At 63.8% G+C, this 22,826-nt stretch carries 17 protein-coding genes and 1 tRNA gene; 10 read left to right on the top strand and 8 right to left on the bottom strand.

The genetic code is table 11. From position 1 onward, the window contains the following. Nucleotides 1-45: 45 nt before the first annotated feature. Both J5J06_02725 and J5J06_02730 read left to right on the top strand, forming a co-directional pair. A complete protein-coding gene (locus J5J06_02725) occupies nucleotides 46-2,742 on the top strand; it encodes an AAA family ATPase (protein ID MCO6435984.1) in 2,697 nt (898 codons plus the stop codon). A 70-nt stretch (nucleotides 2,743-2,812) separates the two neighbouring features. Next, nucleotides 2,813-3,352 (top strand): hypothetical protein, encoded by a 540-nt coding sequence (locus J5J06_02730; protein MCO6435985.1) that lies wholly within the window; start codon nucleotides 2,813-2,815, stop codon nucleotides 3,350-3,352. Between the two features lie 119 nt (nucleotides 3,353-3,471). Here J5J06_02730 and J5J06_02735 read toward each other — a convergent pair whose 3' ends face one another. Continuing rightward, a complete protein-coding gene (locus J5J06_02735) occupies nucleotides 3,472-4,170 on the bottom strand; it encodes an SDR family oxidoreductase (GenBank protein ID MCO6435986.1) in 699 nt (232 codons plus the stop codon). 80 nt (nucleotides 4,171-4,250) lie between these two features. After that, nucleotides 4,251-5,348 carry a folate-binding protein YgfZ gene (locus J5J06_02740; protein MCO6435987.1) on the bottom strand — a complete coding sequence of 366 codons (1,098 nt, stop codon included), beginning with the start codon at nucleotides 5,346-5,348 and terminating at the stop codon, nucleotides 4,251-4,253. Nucleotides 5,349-5,722: 374 nt separating this feature from the next. Between J5J06_02740 and J5J06_02745 the strand changes: the two genes are divergently transcribed. Continuing rightward, nucleotides 5,723-6,073 carry an iron-sulfur cluster assembly accessory protein gene (locus J5J06_02745; protein MCO6435988.1) on the top strand — a complete coding sequence of 117 codons (351 nt, stop codon included), beginning with the start codon at nucleotides 5,723-5,725 and terminating at the stop codon, nucleotides 6,071-6,073. 151 nt (nucleotides 6,074-6,224) lie between these two features. Beyond that, entirely contained in the window at nucleotides 6,225-8,051 is a 1,827-nt protein-coding gene (gene argS / locus J5J06_02750; GenBank protein ID MCO6435989.1) for an arginine--tRNA ligase, read from the top strand. A 122-nt stretch (nucleotides 8,052-8,173) separates the two neighbouring features. Here argS and J5J06_02755 read toward each other — a convergent pair whose 3' ends face one another. From J5J06_02755 to J5J06_02765, 3 genes are all read right to left on the bottom strand, one after another. After that, the gene (locus J5J06_02755) at nucleotides 8,174-8,449 is read right to left on the bottom strand and encodes a FeoB-associated Cys-rich membrane protein (GenBank protein ID MCO6435990.1); all 276 of its coding nucleotides are present in this window, start codon (nucleotides 8,447-8,449) and stop codon (nucleotides 8,174-8,176) included. Next, entirely contained in the window at nucleotides 8,450-10,858 is a 2,409-nt protein-coding gene (gene feoB, locus J5J06_02760; protein ID MCO6435991.1) for a ferrous iron transport protein B, read from the bottom strand. It lies immediately after the preceding gene. 100 nt (nucleotides 10,859-10,958) lie between these two features. Next, nucleotides 10,959-11,288: a ferrous iron transport protein A gene (locus J5J06_02765; protein MCO6435992.1), complete on the bottom strand. Its 330-nt coding sequence runs from the start codon at nucleotides 11,286-11,288 to the stop codon at nucleotides 10,959-10,961. Between the two features lie 439 nt (nucleotides 11,289-11,727). Here J5J06_02765 and J5J06_02770 point away from each other — a divergent pair, with 439 nt between their 5' ends. Both J5J06_02770 and J5J06_02775 read left to right on the top strand, forming a co-directional pair. Further along, a complete protein-coding gene (locus tag J5J06_02770; protein ID MCO6435993.1) occupies nucleotides 11,728-12,264 on the top strand; it encodes an RNA polymerase sigma factor in 537 nt (178 codons plus the stop codon). Then, complete coding sequence (locus J5J06_02775; GenBank protein ID MCO6435994.1) at nucleotides 12,261-13,052, top strand: hypothetical protein; 792 nt, start codon at nucleotides 12,261-12,263, stop codon at nucleotides 13,050-13,052. Before J5J06_02770 ends, J5J06_02775 begins: the two co-directional genes overlap by 4 nt. A gap of 101 nt (nucleotides 13,053-13,153) precedes the next feature. Here the strand turns inward: J5J06_02775 and pepF are convergent, their stop codons facing one another. Together pepF and J5J06_02785 are read right to left on the bottom strand one after the other, a co-directional pair. Further along, nucleotides 13,154-15,007 (bottom strand): oligoendopeptidase F, encoded by a 1,854-nt coding sequence (gene pepF / locus J5J06_02780; GenBank protein ID MCO6435995.1) that lies wholly within the window; start codon nucleotides 15,005-15,007, stop codon nucleotides 13,154-13,156. Between the two features lie 198 nt (nucleotides 15,008-15,205). Continuing rightward, nucleotides 15,206-15,292: transfer RNA gene (locus J5J06_02785), tRNA-Ser, on the bottom strand. 379 nt (nucleotides 15,293-15,671) lie between these two features. Here J5J06_02785 and J5J06_02790 point away from each other — a divergent pair. Together J5J06_02790 and J5J06_02795 are read left to right on the top strand one after the other, a co-directional pair. Further along, a complete protein-coding gene (locus tag J5J06_02790; protein MCO6435996.1) occupies nucleotides 15,672-17,582 on the top strand; it encodes a S9 family peptidase in 1,911 nt (636 codons plus the stop codon). A 163-nt stretch (nucleotides 17,583-17,745) separates the two neighbouring features. Then, the gene (locus J5J06_02795; GenBank protein ID MCO6435997.1) at nucleotides 17,746-20,349 is read left to right on the top strand and encodes an exo-alpha-sialidase; all 2,604 of its coding nucleotides are present in this window, start codon (nucleotides 17,746-17,748) and stop codon (nucleotides 20,347-20,349) included. Between the two features lie 486 nt (nucleotides 20,350-20,835). Here J5J06_02795 and J5J06_02800 read toward each other — a convergent pair whose 3' ends face one another. Continuing rightward, complete coding sequence (locus tag J5J06_02800) at nucleotides 20,836-21,291, bottom strand: hypothetical protein (protein ID MCO6435998.1); 456 nt, start codon at nucleotides 21,289-21,291, stop codon at nucleotides 20,836-20,838. Nucleotides 21,292-21,698: 407 nt separating this feature from the next. Between J5J06_02800 and J5J06_02805 the strand changes: the two genes are divergently transcribed. Together J5J06_02805 and J5J06_02810 are read left to right on the top strand one after the other, a co-directional pair. After that, the gene (locus J5J06_02805) at nucleotides 21,699-21,845 is read left to right on the top strand and encodes a hypothetical protein (protein MCO6435999.1); all 147 of its coding nucleotides are present in this window, start codon (nucleotides 21,699-21,701) and stop codon (nucleotides 21,843-21,845) included. 132 nt (nucleotides 21,846-21,977) lie between these two features. Beyond that, a complete protein-coding gene (locus J5J06_02810; GenBank protein ID MCO6436000.1) occupies nucleotides 21,978-22,664 on the top strand; it encodes a 7-carboxy-7-deazaguanine synthase QueE in 687 nt (228 codons plus the stop codon). Nucleotides 22,665-22,826 lie beyond the last annotated feature (162 nt).

The following is a 22,826-nucleotide window of genomic DNA, read 5'->3' on the forward strand; positions in this document are numbered from 1 at the left end:
CTGTCAACTACGCGCACTGTCACCGACTAGGAGACCTGAACCACCATGGAGCTCAAGCCCACGAACAAGGTGGCCGAGGCCCTCGCGCTCGCTCAGCGAGCCGCCCAGAGCGCCGGTCACCCGGAGATCACCCCGGACCACATCACCAGCGCTCTCGCACAGCTCGACACCACGCAGGCCGACGCCCTCCTGGCCGCAGCCGGGACCGGCGTGGGGCACGTGCTCTCCCAGGCCGACGCGCGTCTCCGGTCGCTGCCGAAGACCTCCGGAGCCGCCCAGGGTCCCACGTTCGGCCGCGAGGCGATGACCGTGCTGGACCGAGCGAACACCCTCATGCGTGCGAAGGGCGACAGCTTCCTCGCCGTCGACCTGCTCTGGCTCGCCCTCGCTGAGACGGGCCACCTGGCCGCGGTCGAGAAGCGCGGCGCCGCCGACATGGAGAAGGCCATCGACCAGATGCGGGGCGGGCGCAAGGTCACCTCGGAGACCCCGGCGGAGGTCGGCGAGGCGCTCGAGAAGTACGGCACCGACCTGACCCAGATGGCCCGCGACGGCAAGCTCGACCCGGTCATCGGTCGTGACTCGGAGATCCGTCGCGTCGTCCAGGTCCTCTCGCGACGCACGAAGAACAACCCCGTCCTCATCGGTGAGCCCGGCGTCGGCAAGACCGCCGTCGTCGAGGGCCTCGCCCAGCGCATCGTCGACGGCGACGTGCCCGAGAGCCTGCGCGACAAGAGGCTCATCGCCCTCGACCTTCCCGCGATGGTGGCCGGGGCGAAGTACCGCGGGGAGTTCGAGGAGCGGCTCAAGGCCGTCCTCGAGGAGATCAAGGCCAGCGACGGCCAGATCATCACCTTCATCGACGAGCTGCACACCATGGTCGGCGCCGGCGCCTCCGGCGAGGGTGCCATGGACGCCGGCAACATGCTCAAGCCGATGCTCGCCCGAGGCGAGCTGCGCCTCGTCGGTGCCACCACGCTCGACGAGTACCGCGAGCACATCGAGAAGGACGCGGCCCTCGAGCGCCGCTTCCAGCAGGTCTTCGTCGGTGAGCCCTCGGTCGAGGACACGATCGCCATCCTGCGCGGCCTCAAGGAGCGCTACGAGGCGCACCACAAGGTCGAGATCGAGGACTCCGCCCTCGTTGCTGCCGCATCGCTCTCGCACCGCTACATCAGCGGCCGCCAGCTCCCCGACAAGGCCATCGACCTCGTCGACGAGGCCGCCTCGCGCCTGCGCATCGAGAACGACTCCATGCCCAGCGAGCTCGACGAACTCCGCCGCCGCATCATGCAACTGGAGATCGAGCGCGAAGCCCTCAAGAAAGAAAAGGACGAGGGCAGCCGCCGCCACCTGGAGCAGGTCCAGAAATCGCTCGCCGAGTTACAGGAAGACAACGGCCGACTCTCCGCCCAGTGGGAGAACGAAAAGAAACAACTCGAATCCATCAAGGAGGTCAAGCAGGCCATCGACGCCAAGCACAACGAGCTCGACGACGCCCAGCGCCGCGGTGATCTGGAACGCGCCGCGCGCATCCGTTACGGCGAACTCCGCGAACTCGAACAAACGCTGAGCGACCGCGAAATCAAGTTTGCCGAGCTCCACGCCGCCGGCGGCGGACTCTTGCGCGAGGAAGTCACGGCCGAGGAAATCGCCGAGGTCGTCAGCAAGTGGACCGGCATCCCCGTCTCCCGCATGCTCGAAGGCGAAATCGAGAAGCTCATGCGCATGGAGGATCGCCTGCACGATCGCGTCGTCGGCCAGGATGAAGCCGTCCGCGCGGTGTCCGATGCCGTACGGCGATCTCGCGCCGGACTGGGCGACCCGAACCGCCCGGTCGGCTCGTTCCTCTTCCTCGGCCCGACCGGCGTAGGCAAGACCGAGCTGTGCAAAGCGCTCGCCGAGTTCCTCTTCGACGATGAGTCGGCCTTCGTCCGCATCGACATGAGCGAGTTCATGGAGCAGCACAGCGTCGCGCGACTCATCGGCGCCCCGCCGGGCTACGTCGGCTACGAGGAAGGCGGGCGCCTGACCGAAGCGGTGCACCGCCGCCCCTATTGCGTGATCCTCCTCGACGAAATCGAGAAGGCCCACCCCGACGTGTTCAACGTGCTGCTCCAGGTGCTCGACGACGGCCGCCTGACCGACGGCCACGGCCGCACCGTGGACTTTCGCAACACGATCATCGCCATGACCAGCAACCTCGGCAGCGAGTACATCCAGCAGATGATCGACGAAACCGGCGAAGGCGCGAGCCGCAGCATGAAGCCTGCGCAGACAAGCGGCGACGAAGTCGCCTCCAATTCCGACGCCTCGCTTGCCGAAGACAATACGCTACTCGACATCGAAATCGAGATGAAAGTCCGCGAAGTGCTCAAGCAGCACTTCCGGCCGGAGTTCCTCAACCGCATCGACGAGACGGTCATCTTCCGGCAGCTCTCCCGCGGCGACCTGGTGAAGATCGTCGAGATTCAGACGCGGCACCTGACGCGGCGACTGGCCGACCGCGACATGTCCCTGGAGCTCACGCCGGCCGCCATGGACAAGCTCGCCCGCGACGGCTACGAGCCGGCGTACGGCGCCCGCCCGCTCAAGCGACTCATCCAGCAGGAGATCGAAAACCCCCTGGCTCGGCGCATCCTCAGCGGCGAGTTCGCCCCCGGCGACCACATCACCATCGACGCGGCCGGGGAGGGGTTTGTGTTCGGGAAGAACAGAGAGGCAATAGGTAATAGGCAGTAGGCAATGGGCGACGGGGCAATTGTAGGCGTTGCCCGGCCCACAACAACAGCTTGAAGAAGGAGATTCGCTGATGAGGTACATGCCGCCGAAACAAATCGAATTAACGCAGTCTGAAACGGACTTATATGCACGCATCCCTGATATGCCTTCCAGCGACAATTGGCAGGCGGGCGCCGATGCAATGGAGGAACTCGTCACATCGCTCCTGGACCGAAATGCGGTCCCAGAAGTGCGTCTGCGGCTCTTCCAGGATACGGACTACACTGAAACGGATAGCGGCAAATCGCCGGAAACAGTGTTTGAATCCAACGGTAAGATTGGTAGCGCGATATACCGCGACGGCAACTTCATACCGTACTTGCGGCACTGGATTGAAGGGCCTAATCTGCCATCTCACGTCGTCGATGGTCTGTGTGCGATCATGAATGAGGATCGAGGCACATCCGGGATGATGATGAAACAATACCAGAGTTTCGCAAGGGAAGCAGTGCGCAAATACAACCTTAATGCACAAAGAGCTGCGAAAGAGTTCTTTCGGCTTGGTGTAGAGATCGGTATGGAAATCGGGGATGCAAGGGTCTTACGGCAGGCGGCAATGAGCGCCCGGTAGCCAAAGATTGGGTAGGAAGCAAGGCGGGATCATCCGTGCGTACTCCGTCGTCCCTCCTATTGCCCATTGCCTGTTGCCTCTCTTCCCCTTCGTGGCTCCGTGGCTTCGTCGCTTCGTGGCTATCTTCTGACAAACACCGTCTCCCCCGTCGCGTAGTGGAATTCTTCTCCGCACAGGCCGAACACCGCGGCCGCGACGTGGGAGGGTTCGAGCGCCTGTCCTTCGGGAAAGTCGGGGAACGCATCGCGGAGCATGCGCGTCTCCACCGCGCCGGGAGCCACGGCATACACGCGGATGTTGTGCGCCCGCCCTTCGTCCGCGAGCGCCCGCGTCCACAGGTTCACCCAGGCCTTGGATGACCCATACGCGGCGAAGCCTGAGAAGGGATCGACCGAGGCAACGGACGAAATCGTTACGATCACGCCCCCGCCCTGCCGCTTCATGATCGGCCAGGCATAGCGGCACCCGTGGTAGACGGCGTCGATGTTCACGGCGCGAATGGTGTCGAACAAGGCTGGCTCCATCTCGTCGAAGGGCCCCTTCGGCGCGACCCCCGCGCAGTTCACCAGAATGTCCACCCGTCCGAACTGCTTGGCCGTGTCGTTGATCAGCGACTGGATGTCACCCGGGGCGCACACGTCCGCCGCCTGGAAATAGCACTTCCCGCCCGACGCCTCGATGGCCGACGCCGTCTCCTTGAGTTCCTTCACCGAGCGCGACGCCGCCACCACCTGCGCCCCGGCCGCGGCGAATCGCTCGCACACCGCCCGCCCGATTCCCCGGCCTCCGCCCGTCACCACGACAACTTTCCCATTCATCGCGGATTCTCCGTTGGGTGAATGTTGAATGTCGACTTCGTGCCTTCGCGCCGGCGCTCGGACCGCACGCGCTCTGCTTGCTACGCGATGGGCAGCTCCGCCAGCCGGGCACAACGCGGGTGCTCTTGCGACCCCTCGCCCCCGCCGATCATGACGACCTTCTCCGCACCGAGCGCCACCGTTCGCACGTACCCGAGGGCCACGATCTCCGGCCGGGCGGGCGATCGCGCCGCGCTGGTCATCGTTCCAATCGTCTGACCGGCTTCATCCAGAATCGCCTGCGGCGCCGCCAGCACATCGCCCGGTTCCACGAGCAACCCGCAGAGCCGCCGCGCCACCACGCCGCGCGAACGCATCCGCTCCACGACCTCCTGCCCGAGATAGCACCCCTTATTGTAGCTGACCGCCCGCCGCGACTGCCCCGTCTCCGCCGGAAGATATTCCTCGATGATTTCCCGCCCCGGCCAGGGCACACCCGCCTCGATCCGCCGCACGTCCAGCGCTTCGCTGCCCACCGGACCGGCCGGCATTTTTCGCGAGCCGTCCGTCAGCCACTGCCAGAGCTCGACCGCTTTGCCCACCGGAACGATCAGCTCCATCGCATACGCGCCGGAAAAGTCGCTGCGGAACAAGGTGACCGGCACGCCGCACAGTTTCGCCTCCCCGTGCGACCAGACGGCGAGATTGGCCGCTTGCGGCAAACCCTCCCCGGCCAGAAGCTCGCGCGTCCGCTCGCCGACCAGCGCCATCCGGACGCACTCGTCTCCCATCGCCGCGATCGCGACATCCTCGGTGATCGTGTACTTTTCCAAGTGCCTCAGGGCGGTGTCTAGAAATCGACAATCCAGATCGAGTCGGATTTCCTCTCGCCCGACGAGCAGACCGACATCGAACAGAATGCGCCCCTGAACGTTGAGCACGAACGCGTAATTGCCCTCTCCTGCCCCAACCGTCTTCACGTGATTCGTGGTGAGATTGTGCAGCCACGAGGCGCGGTCGGCCCCGCGAACGCTCAGGATGGTGCGGTTCGATCGGTCGACCAGCGCCGGCCCGGAACCGAGCAGCGCATACTCCTCATCAAGCGCGCCGAACCGGGCAACCGGCGACTCGCCTTCCGCGATCGCTGCCGCACCGGTCGAGCTAATCTGAGACTTTAAGAAATCCGTCCATCGTTGCATGGCAACTGGTTCCGTTGCAGAGGATTCCGACTTCAGATCAGGACGCTCCATAGGAGAAGCATACGAGCGCGGGCTAGGTCCGCAAACACCTCGTCAGCCGGCCGTGGAATGACGATGGAAAAGGGGGCGGGTCGTTCCGGCGATAACCGAAATCCAGAACCCGCGTTTGCCTGCTTCCTGGACTCTGGCGTGTTCCGAAGTGATGGCGGGTCGCAAGGCGGACCGCTTGTCTGGAGTTCCCCCGGGGCCGATGTCCGCCCACGAATCAGGCGGAAATCCCGGGCGCTGAATTTTTCGCGTCCCGTGTATACAATTGGTCGGACCGGAGAATCGGGCCAATACAAGAGCATTGATCTGAATCGGAGAACAACGTCATGGTCATGTTGACGGAACGGGCCGCGAAAGAGGTCAGCCAGATCATCGAGCAGCAGAACGAAGCCGCGCGGAGCAGCAACGAAGAAGCCAAGCCGCTGTACCTTCGCGTGGGCGTCAAGGGCGGCGGTTGCAGCGGATTCAGTTACTCGCTCGACCTGACCGAGAGCAAGTCGGATCAGGACGAAACCTGGGACCAGCACGGCGTCCAGGTCATCTGCGACCCCAAGAGCCACCTCTACCTTGACGGCACCGAAATCGACTTTAAGGACGAAGTCATGGGACGCGGGTTCGTGTTCAAGAACCCGAACGCCACTTCGAGCTGCGGCTGCGGATCGAGCTTCTCGGCGTAGCCACCATCTCGCGTACGGCCGACCTTCAGCGCCGACGCCGCTCGAAACAGACTTACGCAAGCCGCGGAGGTAAAGGCCTTCGCGGCTTGTCTGCTTATGACCCGCGGGCGCACGGTTGCGGACGCCCCGCGCTGCGGTCATTATGCCCGCCATGCGTTCACCACAAGAGGAACTCGACGTTCGTATGCGGCAGGCTCTGACGGCCTTGGGTGCCGCGGACGCCGACCCGTTGCTGCGCCCCGCGCAGGACGAGAAGTTCGGCGATTACCAATCCAATTGCGCCATGGGTCTGGCCCGGCAACTCGGCAAGAAGCCGCGCGATCTTGCCCAGGCCATTGTCGAGAACCTCAAGATTGACGACGTGTGCGAGCCCGTGGAGATCGCCGGACCGGGGTTCCTCAACTTCCGCCTCAAGCCGGAATACCTGTCCCGAGTCCTCGCGTCGATCCCCGCTGCGAAAGAAGGCGAAGTCGACCGTCTGGGGGTTCCGCCCGCCGAGCATCCCGAGATCGTCGCGGTCGATCTTTCCAGTCCCAACCTCGCCAAGGAAATGCACGTCGGCCACCTCCGCAGCACGGTCATAGGCGACTGCATTTGCCGCGTCCTCGAGTTTGAAGGCCACACGGTCCACCGCGAGAACCACGTCGGCGACTGGGGCACGCAGTTCGGCATGCTCGTCGCGTTCTTGCGCCGCGTTCGCCCGGATGTCGCCGATCGCCCCGAAGAGCTCGTCATCCGCGATCTGGAGACGTTCTACGTCGAGGCCAAGAACCTCTTCGATGCCGACGAGGAATTTCGCAAAGAAGCCCGCGATACGGTCGTCGCACTGCAGAAAGGCCATCCCGGTACGCGCAAGATCTGGCGCGCGTTCTGCGACGAATCCCTTCGCCACTGTCACGAGATCTACCGCCGCCTCGGCGTGCGGCTCGAGGACCGCGGCGAGAGCTTCTACACCGACCTGATGGACGAGGTCATTCGACGCATCGAGAGAATTCGTCAGAAAGATGAATCCACCGGCCGCCCACGCGACAGAGACTGGTACGTCGACGAAAGCGACGGGGCGCTGTGCGTCTTCCTCGGCGAACGATTCAAGACGCGTGAGGGCAACGACCTGCCCCTCATCGTCCGCAAGGCCGACGGCGGCTACAACTACGCCACCTCCGACCTCGCCGCGATCATCCACCGCATCGAGCAGCTCCACGCCACGCGAATCGTGTACGTCGTAGGACTCCCCCAGAAGCAGCATTTTGAGATGGTCTTCGAGGCTGCCCGAAAGCTGGGCTTCGCGGATGACTCCGTGGCCCTCGAACACGTCGGATTCGGAAGCATGCTGGCCAAGTCCGGACGCCCCTTCAAAACGCGCGAGGGCGGAACGGTCAAGCTCAAGGACCTCCTCGACGAAGCCGTCGCCCGCGCGCGGCAGGTTGTGGATGCCTCTTCGGCCGAGAGCGCCGCCGAGTCCGACCTCGACGAGTCACACCGGAAGGCCATCGCCGAAACGGTCGGGCTGTCCGCCGTCCAGTACTTCGACCTCTCCCATGCCATCACCAGCGACTACAAGTTCGACCTCGACACCATGCTGTCGCTCGAAGGGAACACGGCCCCGTACATGCTCTACGCCTACGCCCGCGTCCGCTCCATCGGGCGCAAGGCCGGTATCGAGTGGTCGTCGCTGGACGCACATGCGCCGCTGCCGGTGGAGCACCCGGCCGAGGTCGCTCTGGCGAAGCGACTGCTTCAGTTCCCGGATGTTCTGCGCGCCGTGACCGCGGAGCTCCGCCCGAATCTGTTGACCGACTACCTCTATGAGCTCTCCCGCGCTTTCAGCCGCTTCTACGACAAGAAGCTCGGCGTGCGCGTGATTGACGCAACACCCGAGAGCACGCGAAATGCCCGCCTGCGCCTCTGCGACCTCACCGCCCGCACGCTAAAGCTCGGCCTGCACCTGCTGGGCATCGAGACGCTCGAGCGAATGTGATGCTTGCGGAGTTGCGAACGCGGAGAAACGTAGGGTACGTCCCCCCGACGCGCCATCTTCTGGTCCAGCTTCCGAGGCGCCATTCGACCATTCGCTGACGGCTAGAGGGGCTGCCGAGCACGTCACTTCGGCGCAGGCCGGAATCCAGAGGAATGTGCTGGAATCCGGTCTTGAATCCCGGCTTCCGCCGGATTGACGCCTTCAGGATGCATAACGTTGACGGTCACCAGCGGAATCACCTTTACCTGACGCGATGTTTCACGCTGATCGCCGCTGGACGCGCAGCCTCCGCAAGACGACCCGCACCCCGCGTCGCCGCGCATGGAGCGCCACATCCACCGTGCGGCGTAAACCGCCGCGGCAAGCACAAGCAAAATGGCAATGATGTCACCGATCATTCACGACACCCAGTGCGAGGCCAACTGATACGTGGCCAGCGCCGCAACGTACGCCAGCGAAGTCATGTACACGAATGTCACGATCGGCCACGTCCAGCTCCTTGTCTCTCGCTTGATCGTGGCCAGCGTGCCGCCGCATTGGCAGCAAAGCGCAAAGAACACCATAATGGAAAGCGCAACCGCGATGTTGAAAACCGGCGAACCGTCCGGCCAGGTCGCCGACCGCAGCTTCTCCCGCAAGCTCACGCTTTCTTCGTTCTCGTTGCCTCCAAGATTGTAGATCGTGCCCATCGTGGCGACGACAACCTCGCGTGCCGGGAACGATGCGATCACGGCCGTCCCGATCCGCCAGTCCCAGCCGAGCGGTTTCACGACCGGCTCGATCCACTGCCCCATCCGCCCCAGCAGGCTGTGCCGCAGATACGCCCCCGACTCCAGGTGGTCGATTTCCGCCAGCCGCTCATCCAGCGACTGCGCTTCGACTTTATGCGTCGTTTGCACTTCCCCTTCGTGCCTTCGTGCCTCCGTGTCTTCGTGCCTTCTTCGATCTTCCCCTCCGTGGCTCCGTGGCTCCGTGGCTCCGTGGCTTCCTCTCGCTGCCTGTTGCCCATTGCCTTCTTCAAACGTCGCCGCCGCCTCGGCCCGCATCTGCTCGAACCTCTCGCCAATCGAAGCCGGGCGAGGATAGTATCCCAGCGCCCAGATGATCAACGTCACGGCGAAAATGATCGTCCCGGCGGACGAGACGAAGGCCTTCCCCTGCCCGACGACCCGATGCAATACGGTTCGCACAGACGGCCATTTGTACGAAGGCAACTCCATCAGGAACGCTTGCGGCGGGCCGCGCATGATCGTTCGCTTCAGCAGCAGCACGACCCCCACCGCCGCGATAACGCCGATCACGTACATCGACAGCAGCACGACCGCCTGGAGGTTCAGCAATCCCCCCAGGATCCACACCGACGGAACGAACGCCCCGATGAGCAGCACGTACACCGGCAGACGCGCGCTGCAACTCATCAACGGCGCGACCAGGATCGTGATCAGCCGATCGCGCCGGTCCTCGATCGTCCGTGTCGCCATGATGCCCGGTACGGCGCAGGCAAAAGAAGAAAGCAGCGGAATGAACGACTTGCCGCTCAGCCCGACCAGACCCATCCAGCGATCCAGCAGGAACGCCGCCCGCGCCATGTAGCCGCAGTCTTCCAATATCGCCAGAAAAAGAAACAGGATCAGAATCTGCGGCAGAAAGATGAGCACCGCCCCCACGCCGGCGATCACGCCGTCCACCACGAGACTGCGCAGCGCTCCCGTAGGAAGCAGGGGACCGATCACCGTCCCCGACCAGGCAAACCCCGTGTCCACTGCGTCCATGATCGGCGCCGCCCACGCGTAGATCGACTGGAATACCGCTCCCATGAGCAGAATGAGCACGGCCAGCCCCAGCACGCGATGCGTCAGCACGCGATCGACGCGCTCCGACCACGACGCCGGTGCCGGAAAGCGACGCACGAGCGCGTTTCGTCGAACACGATCGATCCACGCATAGCGGATCCGCGCTTCGATTTCTCCGCGCGGGACACCCTTGCCCTCAAAGACCGACCGCCGCCGATGAAGCTCGACCTCTGCTTCGGCGCCGTACCGCCGGCTGATGCGCTCCTCGTGATAGCCCCCGCTGTCCAGCAAGGCCTGAAGCACCTCGGCCTCGGATACATGGCCCCCCCCGTTCCCGAACTGGGCGATAAACGCCCGGAATCCGGCGACCTCGGCCGCGACCTCTTCCGGCAACGTGACCTGCCGCGGAGGAGGCTCCCCGCCGATGGACGCAACCACCGCCTGGATGAGTTCCGCGACGCCCTTCTGCGTTCGTGCAACCACCGGCACAACGGGAACGCCAAGCTCGCGCGACAACGCCGCGGCGTCGATCGTGACGCCCGTTGCTTCGGCCAGATCAACCATGTTCAACGCCGTGACCACAGGCCGGTCCAGCTCCAGGAGCTGACTCACGAGAAACAGGCTTCGCCCGAGGTTGGTCGCATCGATCACCGCAACGATCACGTCCGGCGCGGGCACGTCCGCCTGAGCGCCGAGCAGCACATCCAGAACAACGGCCTCATCCGCCGAACCGGCCGCAAGACTGTACGCACCTGGAAGATCCACGATTTCGACCTTGCGCCCGTCTCCGCCCTGCCGAAGAATGCCGACGGTCTTGTCGACGGTCACGCCCGGATAGTTTCCGACGCGCTCCCGGAAACCCGTAAGCGCGTTGAACAGCGTGGTCTTGCCCGTATTGGGATTTCCGACCAGGGCCACGAATGCGGCGCGCTGGTATACGACCTGACTTGCGTTTGCGGGAGATCGCGGCGCGTCAGCCGTCGCGGGGTTGGGGCTGGGAGGAAGATGGCTCATCGATCATCGAAGAACCGGGACGACCCTTCGGCCGACCGGCGTCATCCCGGCAAATGCAGCATTCGTTTGCGATTCGCGTCGGCCCGAACAACGATCGCGATCAAGCGGCGCCGGCAATGGGAAGGTGTTCGCCCGGAAGTTTCTGCACGACTCGGCTGATCCGGATGCAGGCCTGATGGCGCCGCCCAAGCCCCACGCATCGACCATCGAGCCGTACAATGCACGGACAACCCGCGCGCACCATGGTCAGCTCCATGCCCTGCGTGAACCCGAGGTCAGCGAGTCGCTTGCAGTGCAGATAACCGCAGTCAATCGACTCGATCCGCACCGTCTCCCCGGATTCCAGCGATGCCAGCGTGAGGCCCCCGAGACCGGCCCCCAAACCTCGCTTGCCACATCCCTGTTTGCGAACCATGCCCAGCCCCATCATTCTTGAGACTCCGTCTCCGATTCGAAATCGGAGAATACGTTCCGGGGTTGACTCCGGCCCCGTCGGCCCGTCGCGGTACCCATCCGCGCCTCTCGCCGTTCTGTCCAGCAATCAACGTGCCATGAACGGCGTCCGCGCCGAGATACTCAATGTCAACTCGCCCCATTATTCTACCACGCAATCGCCGATCGTGTAGGGATTGGTGCGCATAAACGAAACTTGGTCTCAAAGAATCCGCACGTTCGTGTCTCACAAACGGACGCGCATCGGAGACGAACGACGGCTCTCTTCTCTGACCACATCGAGGGTAACCGTGCGGAAAGCGTCAAGTTGCAATAATCCGGGGGCTCCGGGACATTGTTCTCCATGAGGGCTGTTCAATGGGGTAGCCCGACGGGTCGATTGGCCAGATTAGATCCCCGCCATCTTGCCATTGCGAATGGACGAATTCTCCGACGCGTTCCGCGGGGCTTACCGGTCCCTCTGGTTTGTCGCCGTAGGTACGTCCTCATGCGCCTCAGAAGCGGACGACATCGTCCAGGAGGCCGCCGTAGTCGCCCTGAAAAAGCTCCACGAGTTTCAACCCGGTACTGATTTTGTCGCCTGGATGGCCCAGATCGTTCGCTACGTCGGCCTGAATCACTCGCGCAAGCGCCGCAGAAGGCCCATGAACAACGCCGACCCGAGCACTCAGACTGACGCTGCCCATCGTGCCCATGCGGGCGAAACTCCCGCGCCCGGCAACAGCGCCCTCAAGCACGGCATTCTGACGGCACTGGAGGACGTTTCCGATACGGCGCGAGCCTGCCTTATCCTGAGAACCGTCGAGGACATGCCCTATGGCCGGATCGCCGAATTGCTCGAGATACCTGAAGGAACCGCCATGAGCCATGTGCACCGGACCCGGCAGATTCTCCGCAAGCGCCTGCGCCAAATCGCGCAGCCGCAGCACAACTGGACCGAGGGGAACGGATGAGCCTGGACCCGAACATTCCCATCGATGACCAGCTCGACCGTTATCACGACGGCATGATGAGCGAGGACGAGCGCCGCGCATTTGAGCAGCGGCTCGCCTCCGATCCCGAGTTGCGTCGCGAACTCCAGCACCAGGACAGGATCGACGCCGAGATCCGCCGAGTCTTCGCACCTCCCCGTGTGGAATCCGAGCGCGCGGACGACGTACTGAACCGGGCACTGGCCGCGACCGCAGGCGGCACCCGCGCGCCCCGGATGAGTGCAAGTCCTCGATCTCCCTGGCGGTTCGTTGCCGCCCTCGCGGCCGCGCTTGCTATGAGCATCTACGCGGGATGGCAGGTGTACGAGTTCACCCGCCCCGAGCGCCCGGCCGTGCGATCCTACGTCGTCGGCCCGAAGCGGAGCATGCTCGCCGTCTACCGGGAGGAGCTCGAGAAGGGGTTCAAGCCCGAGTGGGTCTGCCGAAATGAGGAGGAATTCCGGCGCTCCTTCAGCGACCGATTCGGCCAGGCTCTGGCATTCGCCCACCTGCCCAGGAACGTCTGCCCGCAAGGCCTCTCCTACGAACACATCTTCTCCACGTTCACCATGCACCTGCTGGTCCGCGTGGACGACCGCGCCGTCGTCGTCTTCGCCGACAAGCTGGACCGCGACGAACCCCAGACCCTCCCGCCGGACTCCGACCTGCATCTCCACCGCCGCGTCATCGGCGATCTCGTCCTCTACGAAATCTCGCCCTTCGCCGAGCCGCGCGTAATACCCTACTTCTTTGATCCCGACGCAAACTGATCACCCTTCGCAGGCATCGGCGTTCGGCCCAAAACAAATCGACCCGGACGACGTCTGCCATCCGGGTCGATTGAAATGGCCATTTCGTCAATGCGCAGCGATCAGGCCCCGGGGCCCACCTTCTTCAGCAGCTCCTCCGTCTGATTCAGAAGGTCCTCGAAGATCTTCATCGCATCGAGAATGGGCTGCGGCGAAGTCATGTCCACGCGGGCCATCTTGAGCATGTCGATCGGATATTTCGTGCTCCCGCCCTTGAGGAACGACAGATACGCGTCTACCGCTCCCGGCTCCTTGTCCATGATCCGCCGGGCAATGTTCGACGCGGCGCAGTAGCTTGTCGCATACTTGTACACGTAGAAGTTGTAGTAGAAGTGCGGAATGCGGATCCAGTAGCTGTCCACGAGATCATCGTGCGTGTACGCCGGTCCGTAGTACTTCTTCATGATCTTCCCGTACTCGGCATCGAGCGCATCGGCCGTGAGCGGCTGTCCCTGCTCGGCCATCTCGTGAACGCGCTGCTCGAACTCGCTGAACATCGTCTGCCGGAACACCGTCCCGCGAATGCCCTCCAGGAACTCCACCAGCAGGTACAGCTTGAGCTCCGGATCGGCCGTCTCCTTCAGGACGTAGTTCTGGAGGAGAATCTCGTTGCAGGTCGAAGCCACCTCGGCGCAGAAGATGTCGTAGTCGGCGTAGATATACGGCTGAGTCGTCCGCGAAAGGTACGAGTGCATCGAGTGACCCATCTCGTGGGCCAGCGTGGACATGTCCTCGTATCCGCCGTGGAAATTCATCAGGATGTACGGCTGGGTGAGGAACGTCCCGCTCGAATAGGCTCCGCTGCGCTTGCCCTTGGTGGGATACACGTCCACCCAACGGGACTCGAAACCCGTCGTCATGGCCTTGATGTACTCGTCTCCCAGCGGAGCGAGGGCCGTTTCAATCTTCTTCACCGCCGGGTCGTATTCGATCTCATACTTCTGCTCCGTGACAAACGGGGCGAAGAGATCGTACGCGTGCACGCCGTCCTTCAGGTTCAGCGCCTGCTTGCGGATCTTCTGATAGCGATGAAGCAGCGGCAGATTATCATTGATCGTCTTGATCAGATTGTTGTACACCTCCGTGGGAATATTGCCGCCGTCCAGCGCCGCCGCCAGGCAACTGTCGTATCCCCTGGCCCTCACGTTCATGATGTGCGTTTGCACGACGCCGTTGAGCAGCGCGGCCGCCGTATTGCGGAATTCGCGATACGTACCCACGATCCCTTCATACGCCGCCTTGCGCACGTCGCGATTCGTATTGCGCATGAACAGGTAGAACGCGGAGTCACTCAGCTCCACGTTGTCGCCCTTCTCGTTCTTGATCGTGGGGAACTTCATGTCGGCGTCCTTCAGGAAGCTGTAGGCCTGATAGGGCGTCGACGTCACCTCGCCGGTCAGCGCCATGAGCTCTTCCTCGCGCGGAGAGAGGATGTGCGCCTTCTGCCGGAACAAGTTGTCGAAGTACTGCCGATACAGCGCCAGCACCGGATTGTCACTCATCCAGGAATCCAGCGTCTCTTTCGGAATAGACGTGAGCTCAGGCTCCAGCCATGACGTGGACCGGCTGTAGTTGACCGCCAGCGAACGAGCCCGCGAGCGCATGGCCTGCGTATCGCCCTCGCGCAGGTCCTGGTCGGCCAGCAGAGACGCGTACACGTAGACCCGCTCCAGCCGGGCGGCAGCGTCATCGCGTGCCTTCAGCACACCCAGGAGCTGGCTCGGCCCCCGGCTGGGCATGCCCTGCATGCTGCCCAACTCGGTGATCTGCTTCTCGACGGCCTTGTACTCATCCTCCCAGGCGCCCTTGTTGATGAAGATCGTCTCGGTCGCCCAGGTGTATTGCTTGGGAACCTCGCTGCGATCGAGGACGCGCTGGGTCTCCTCTGCTCGGGTCGTCGAGGCGGACGAACTCATAACCGTCACCATCCCTGCCATCGATAAGAGTAGGAAGCGGAACGAAAACATCGGGGAAGTCTCGCAACGGGGCGTATGGAATGAGCTTGCCCGCGGCGACCCCGCCTGCCGCGGCGCGGGCGCGTCGGCCTTACGCTGTAGGTCAACGAATCGTCAGACTATCGACCCGCCGCCGACGCCGCAAGTCAGATCTGGTAACGGAGCGGGAGGGATTCGAACCCTCGGTGCAGTTACCCGCACACCGCATTTCCAGTGCGGTCCCTTCAGCCACTCGGACACCGCTCCGGGGCACTTCGCACGATCCGCCATCTCGCGGACCGCGCGGACCCGCAAGTCTAATCCCCACCGCAGTCCCGGTAAAGGTTTTGCCATCCCGAGCCCCCGTCATTCCGGCCGAAGCCGGAATCCGGTCCTGCCCGCTTGTCGGCTCGGCAACGAATAGTTTCGACAATAAGTAACACGCCGTCTTCCCTTACCCCCGGTTATCATCTATTGGTGTTGGAACCGCCGCACGGCCCGTCCGTACGGCGACGACGCAACTCGGCCGGCGCCGTTCACGATAAAGCGCAGCGACGTCACCGTTGCCATGAATCGAAAACGCGGAGCGAGCAACATGAATCGAATGAACTACGCAGGAGGCATCATCCTCATCGCCTGTGCACTCATGAGCCCAAGAACTTTCACCCCGAACGCCAAGGCCGAGCTGCCGCCCCTCATCCCGAGGAAGGTTCTTTTCGGAAACCCCGACCGCGTGTCCCCGCAGGTCTCCCCGGACGGCAAGCTCCTCGCGTACATCGCGCCCGACGAAGGCGTCCTCAACGTCTGGGTACGAACAGTCGGCGCCAGCGACGACCGCGCCGTCACCGAGGACCGCAAGCGCGGCATTCGCTACTACACCTGGGCGGAGAACAGCCGCCAGCTCCTCTACATTCAGGACAAGGACGGCGACGAGAACTGGCATGTCTACGCGACCGACATCGCCACGGAGAACACCCGCGACCTGACCCCGATCAACGGCATCCAGGCCCGCATTCTCGCCACCGAGCCCCAGTTTCCCAACGAAGTCCTCGTCGCAATCAACGAGCGCAATCCGCAACTTCATGACGTCTACCGCGTCGATCTCCGTACCGCCGAACGCAACATGGTCGCCGAGAACGACCAGGGCTTCATCGGCTGGCTGGCCGACCAGAACCTCGCCGTGCGCGGTGCCATGCAGGCCACGCCCGATGGCGGCACGCGCCTCCTTGTCCGCGACACCGTCCGCGCCCCGTGGCGCCCGCTCGTATCATGGGATACGGCCGATGCCCTCAACAGCGGACCCGTCGCCTTCACCGCCGACGGCCGGTCCATGTACATCATCAGCAGCGCCGGCAGCAACACCGGCGAACTCCGCCGTGTGGACCTCGCCACCGGCAAGCAGACCACCCTTGCCTCCGATCCCCAGGCCGACGTCTCCAGCCTCTTCATTCACCCCGTGACCCGCGTGGTGCAGGCCGTGGCCTTCACCAAGGAACGCGAGGAGTGGAAGGTGCTCGATCCCGCCATCGCCGATGACTTCGATGCCCTGCGCAAGGCCCATCGCGGCGATTTCACCATCATCAACCGCGATCGCGCCGACCGCACCTGGCTCGTCGCCTACGTCACCGACGACGGACCGGTCTATTACTACGCCTGGCAGCGCCCGGAGAAAAAGGCCGAGTTCCTCTTCACCAACCGCAAGGAGCTTGTCGACCTCACGCTCGCCCGCATGGAGCCCATCGCCTACCAGGCCCGTGACGGCCTCGTGGTTCACGGCTACCTCACCCTCCCGCCCGGGCTGGAGCCCAAGAACCTGCCGCTTGTGCTCAACGTCCATGGCGGACCTTGGTACCGCGACACCTGGGGCTACAACGGCGAGGTCCAGTGGCTCGCCAACCGCGGCTACGCCGTTCTTCAGGTGAACTTCCGCGGCTCGACCGGTTACGGCAAGGGGTTCCTCAATGCCGGCAACCGTGAGTGGGGCGGCAAGATGCAGGACGATCTCGTCGACGCCGTGAAGTGGGCGATCGAGAGGGGCTTCGCCGATCCCAAGCGTATCGCCATCTACGGCGGCTCCTACGGCGGATACGCCACCCTCCGAGGCATGACGTCCACACCCGAACTCTTCGCCTGCGGCGTCAGCATCGTCGGCCCCAGCAACCTCATCACCTTCATGAAGAGCATTCCGCCCTACTGGAAACCGCTCGAACCCATCTTCTTCGAGCGCGTCGGCAATCCCGAAAAGGACGCCGAGTTCCTGAAGGAACGCTCCCCGCTGACCCACGTGGACAAGATCACTAATCCCCTGCTCATCGCCCAGGGTGCCAATGATCCGCGGGTCAACCGCGCGGAGTCCCTCCAGATCGTCGAAGCCATGAAGGCCAAGAGCAAAACAGTCGAGTACGTCGAGTATCCCGACGAAGGCCACGGCCTCGCCCGACCCGAGAACCGCCTCGACTTCTACACCAAGGCCGAGAAATTCCTATCCGAGCACGTCGGAGGCCGGTACGAAAAATCCCCCGACGACGGCGGCGGCCCATCCTCACATTCGGATTGACGCCCGTCGGGTCCGCCCTGCGGACCATGTTCCCGTGTGCCACTGCTCTTGAGCAGTGCAGTCCCTGCCCGTCCAGGGATTGCCCCCATTCGATTAACATACCCGCCCTCCATCCGTCCCATACGGCAACGACACGGCAACGCCGTTCCCGGAGCCGACAGGCATGTATCGAACACGAACGAATCCCCGTACGCGCAACCTGATTTGGGCGCCCCTCTTCGCCCTTGCCTCTGCCCAATCCACCCTCGCCGCAGGGAACGCGGCCCCGCAGCTTGCTCGCCCCGCCGACGCCGCCCCGCCGGCCCTCCGCTTCGCTCACTCCCCCGACGGCCTCGAGTTCCGCGACACCGGCGTTGTCTTCGCCAAGCGGGCCGCCGCACCCGACCTCTTCCGCATGCCCGGCGGAACGCTGCTCGCCCTCTTCGACCACGCCCCCGACACCGCCACCCCCAACCGCTACGCCGCCCACGTCTGCTTCTCGCGCGACGACGGCAAGACCTGGTCACGCCCCCAACCGGTCGACATCACCGACCGCGCCAAGCGGAGGCACCTTGCCATCCAGGGTGACATTTTCCTGGCACCGGACGGCATCATTCGACTCTACTTCGTTGAACCGGTTGCAGATGCCCGCGCGTCACGCTCCGGGGGAAACCGCAGCCACTTTCGCCTCCGTTCCGCCGTCACCCGCGACGGCATCCATTACCGGCTTGACGAGCGTTTCCGCGCCCCCGACTGGGGCGACCGCGTCGCCGACCCCACGCCCATCGTGATCGACAACCGTGTCCACCTGCTTATCCGCGCGGCCGAGAACGAAGACGATAAGTCCTCGGCTCTTCGCCACGCCGTGTCCCGCGACGCCCGCCGATTCGCCCGCCTCGCCCCGCCGGATCTCCCTCGCGACGCCGTTCCCTTCGCGACGGTCAAGCTCGCCGATCGCCTGCGCATCTACGTCGCCACGCCGGACGGCATCCGCTCCGCCACGTCGCGCGACGCCCGCCGCTGGGATATGGAAGACGGCGTTCGTCTCGCCGACGCCACGGACGCGGCCGTCGTCCGCCTCGTGGACGGCTCGTACCTCATGCTCTACCGCCCCGCTGATCCCGCATCGCTCCCATCCGATTCGCCCGGGTTGACATCGTCCCTGACGCAATCCCTGTATGGATACGACCTCGACGCGCCATCGGCCGATGCCGCCGTCATGGCACTCGACACCGGCCAGCCGGACACCGGGCACATGCCCACGGACGCAGACAGCGGCGATTCCAGCGGCAGTGCCAACAGCTTGGAAGCATCCGACGCCTCCATGCAGGGGGGTGACGACTTCGACTCTGATTCGGACGTTGCCTCTTCAGACGCCGGCACAGATCCAGTCGACGCGAAGGCCACCGATCCCGACGACGAAGGCCATGCGGAAATACTCGATGAAATGTCGCCGTTTCCCGACCCCGACGGCTTCGCTCCCCTGCCGGATTTCACCAACCCCGTCGATTACTTGAGCTGGTACCGCGACTACTCGGCCAACCCCGCCGGAACTGCTGCCTACGACGCTTACACGCAGTTGATTCCACTCGATCAATCCCAGGACGGCCGCGGCACTGTCTGGCCGGAGGACACCACGAACATGTTCTCCGACCCCGATTACGATGGACCACCCCGCCCCTGGAATCCCGCGGACCACCCTGACTGGGAATCCTCCTACCAGGCCATGCGCGATCTTGTAGACCGCTTCCGCGATGCCTCCGAGCTCGACGGCTACGCCACCCCCGCCGCCACCCGCGACAGCACCAACATCCTGCTCGGAATCCTCCTGCCCTCGCTTGCTCCACACCGCGCCCTGGCAAAGCAGACCCTGGCCGACGCCTGGCGGATGGAGAACGGCAGAGTACCGCCGGAGCGCATGCGCCAGGCTTTTCAGACCACTCTCCGCGCCGCCGCGCACATGGAGGAGGGAGCCACCCTGATCGAGGGTCTCGTCGGTCTCGCCGAGTGCAGACTCGTTCGTGACAACGCCCGCGCCGCCCTCGCTCAAGACGTATTCAATTCGCCCGAGCAGATCGCCGAAACGCTGCACACGCTGCGCGAATACGACCGCCCTGGCCCTGACCCGACGTTCGCCTTGCGCGGCGAACATGCCGCCGCTATGGACCTGATCCAATACATGTTCACCCCACCCGCCCCCGACGGAACGCCGCAGTACCATCCCGAGCGCGGTCAGGATCTGCTCTCCGAATTCGTCGACGACCCGGTCCGAATCGATCTCGGCCGGCTCACGCCCAACGATGCCTACCGCTCAATTGCCACGCTTGATAACCACTACCGTGAGCTGGCTCAGATGATGAGCATCGGCTATCCCACGGTCCGCGCAGCCGATATCGCCGCCATGGAAACCGTCAACGCCCAATCGACGCCGCTCACCAAAGTCCTCCTGCCCTCGCTCAGCCGCCTGTACAGCCTTCACGCCCGCGCCGAGGCCGACCGCCGCGCGACGCAGCTTGCCTACGCCACGGAGCTCTTCCGCGCCCGCAACGGCCGCTGGCCCGCCTCGCTGGCGGAACTTCCCGCCACCGAAATCGCCCCGGAAGCGCGCACCGATCCCTTCACCGGACGCGATTTCGGCTATCGCGTCGATGACAACGGACCGCGCATCTATTCGCTTTCGGAAAACGCCCGCGATGACGGCGGCGTTCATGCGCCGCGCTGGAACGATCGACTTGAAAGCGAAGACGCCTCCGATGACTACGTCTTCTGGCCGCCCCAAGAGAAGTGACCCCGGAAGCGAGGCGACCAGCAGCGACTGACCGGCAGAAACCCACCGGCATGACACGGCGCGCTATGAGCATGGTGCAACCCACAACACGCGCCCGGCGACCGGAATTTCGCGAAATGCAGCACGCAATCGGCGACAGAACAAAGAACCGTAGGCTTCCGCTCTCCGATTCCCTCCGTTCCGGCGCAAACTGGAATTCAGACCCTCCCCGGAATCTCATCCGGCACGGCTCGTGAGCCAATCTTGCTATTGCCTACTGCCTATTATTGCCTCTTGCCTGCTGCCTATTGCCTACTGCCTATTGCCTTTCTTCTCTTCCCCTTCGTGCCTCCGTGCCTCCGTGGCTACGTCGCTTCTTCCTCCGTGCCTCCGTGCCATCTTCCTACTGCCTACTGCCTATTGCCTATTGCCTACTGCCTATTGCCTATTGCCTTCCTTCTCTTCCCCTCCGTGCCTCCGTGCCTCCGTGGCTACGTCGCTTCTTCCTCAACTCTCCCCCCCGATATCATGCCACAGCGCCAGGTACAGCACCCGGTCCTCCTCCGCCTCGTGCCGCCGCACCACCGCGATCAGCTCCCGCACCCGCGCCGCGAACACGAACCGGTCCTCCAGACCAAGATCGGCCAGCGTCTCCGACGTCCGAATCAGCCGGTCCAGAGCGCCGATCATCGTCGAGTGCTCATTCCGCAGCGCCTCGAACTGGGCCAAATAGCGCGGAGCGATCTCCTTCGCATCCTTCGGCGTCTCCAATACACCGATGGCATGATGAATCCGCATCTGCGCGTGAAGCTCGCGAAGGGCCTGATCAATCACACCGAGATCACAGCCCTCCACCCCGCCATCACGACCTTCGTCCAGAATCCGCTCCAGCCGGTCCACGAAAGGCCCGATTTCGCTGGCGCGCGTTTGCCCGCTCTCCATTTCCGACGGTAAGCTGGACATGTCTTGACCTCCTGAGGAAGGGGGATTTCGACACCGGCCGCGCTGGGATTTCGACCGTCCCGTGGAACCCGGCCCGCGCGGCCCATTCTACCGGGGCCCGCAGTCGGCGACCAGCCTCCACCGGCGCCGCCATGCGAGCGCCGCTCCGACGCCGGTGTGCCGCTGCCCCGAGGCAGTGCTCGTCCCATGACTGGAGAACCGCAATGCCCGCGAAGATCGACTGGTACTACCATCGCAAGGGCTGAACGACCTGCGGAAAAACGCAGGGGTACCTTGCGAAGAACAACCTGGAACCGAAGGAAATCATCGACGCCAAGGCCAGACTCGGCCAAAGCGACGCACTCGAACTGGCACGATCCGCCTCGACCGTCATTGCCGCCAAGGGCAAAAACGTGGTGCGCTTCAATATGAAAATGGACCCGCCGGACGATGCCACGCTTCTGTCACACATGCTCGGCCCGACCGGCAACCTGCGCGCCCCCACGCTCCGCATCGGCAAGACCCTGCTGATCGGCTTCGACGAGCAGACCTACGGCGACATACTGGGAGCCTGACGCCAATCAAACGGAAGTCGCGCCGCCAGGCGCACTGCGGTCATTTTCGGGGGGACTCCGTAGAATCTGCGGTGCGGACCAGCTATGCAGCGGCTCGGAAGGTCGTTGTTCATCAACGAAAACTGGACAGGCATGCTCATCGCCGAAATTTTCCACAGCATCCAGGGCGAAGGAAAGCTCGCCGGCGTGCCCAGCGCCTTCATCCGCACCAGTGGCTGCAACCTCCGCTGCTCCTGGTGCGACACGCCGTACACGTCCTGGGAGCCCGAAGGCGAAGAATTGTCGATCGATCAGATTCTCGCGCGCATTCGCGAGTACGCCGTCACGCATGTCGTCCTCACCGGCGGCGAGCCTCTCATCGTTCCCGGTGTCGAGCAGTTGTCCCGCGCCCTCGTCGAAGGCGGCCACCATCTGACCATTGAAACCGCCGCCACCGTCTGGAAGGACGTCGCCTGCGACCTCGCCAGCCTTAGCCCCAAGCTTGCCAACTCCACGCCCTGGCAGCGCGAGTCAGGCCGCTGGGCCCTGGCCCACGAGCGCTCCCGCATCCACGCCGACGTCATCCGCCGTTTCATGGAATTCCCGGATTATCAATTGAAATTCGTCGTCGAGAATCCTGACGACCTGAAGGAAATCGATGATTTGCTTGCCGAACTCGGCCCCGTCCCCACGACCAACGTCCTGCTCATGCCCCAGGGTCTGACCGCCGACGAAATCAACGCTCGCTCATCCTGGCTTGCCCGCCTCTGCCTCGACCGCGGATTCCGCTACTGCCCCCGCCTGCACATCGAACTCTTCGGCAACACCCGCGGCACGTGAAGCGCCTTCCACTTTCTGTGGCCTACTGCCTATTGTCTATTGCCTATTGCCTATTGCTTATTGCCTTTCTTCTCTTCCCCTTCGTGGCTCCGTCGCTTTGTCGCTCCGTGGCTTCTTCTTCTCTGCTTCGTGCCTCCGTGCCTCCGTGCCATCGTGCCTTCT

The sequence above is a fragment of the Phycisphaerae bacterium genome (genome assembly GCA_024102815.1).
Lineage (GTDB): Bacteria > Planctomycetota > Phycisphaerae > UBA1845 > UBA1845 > JAGFJJ01.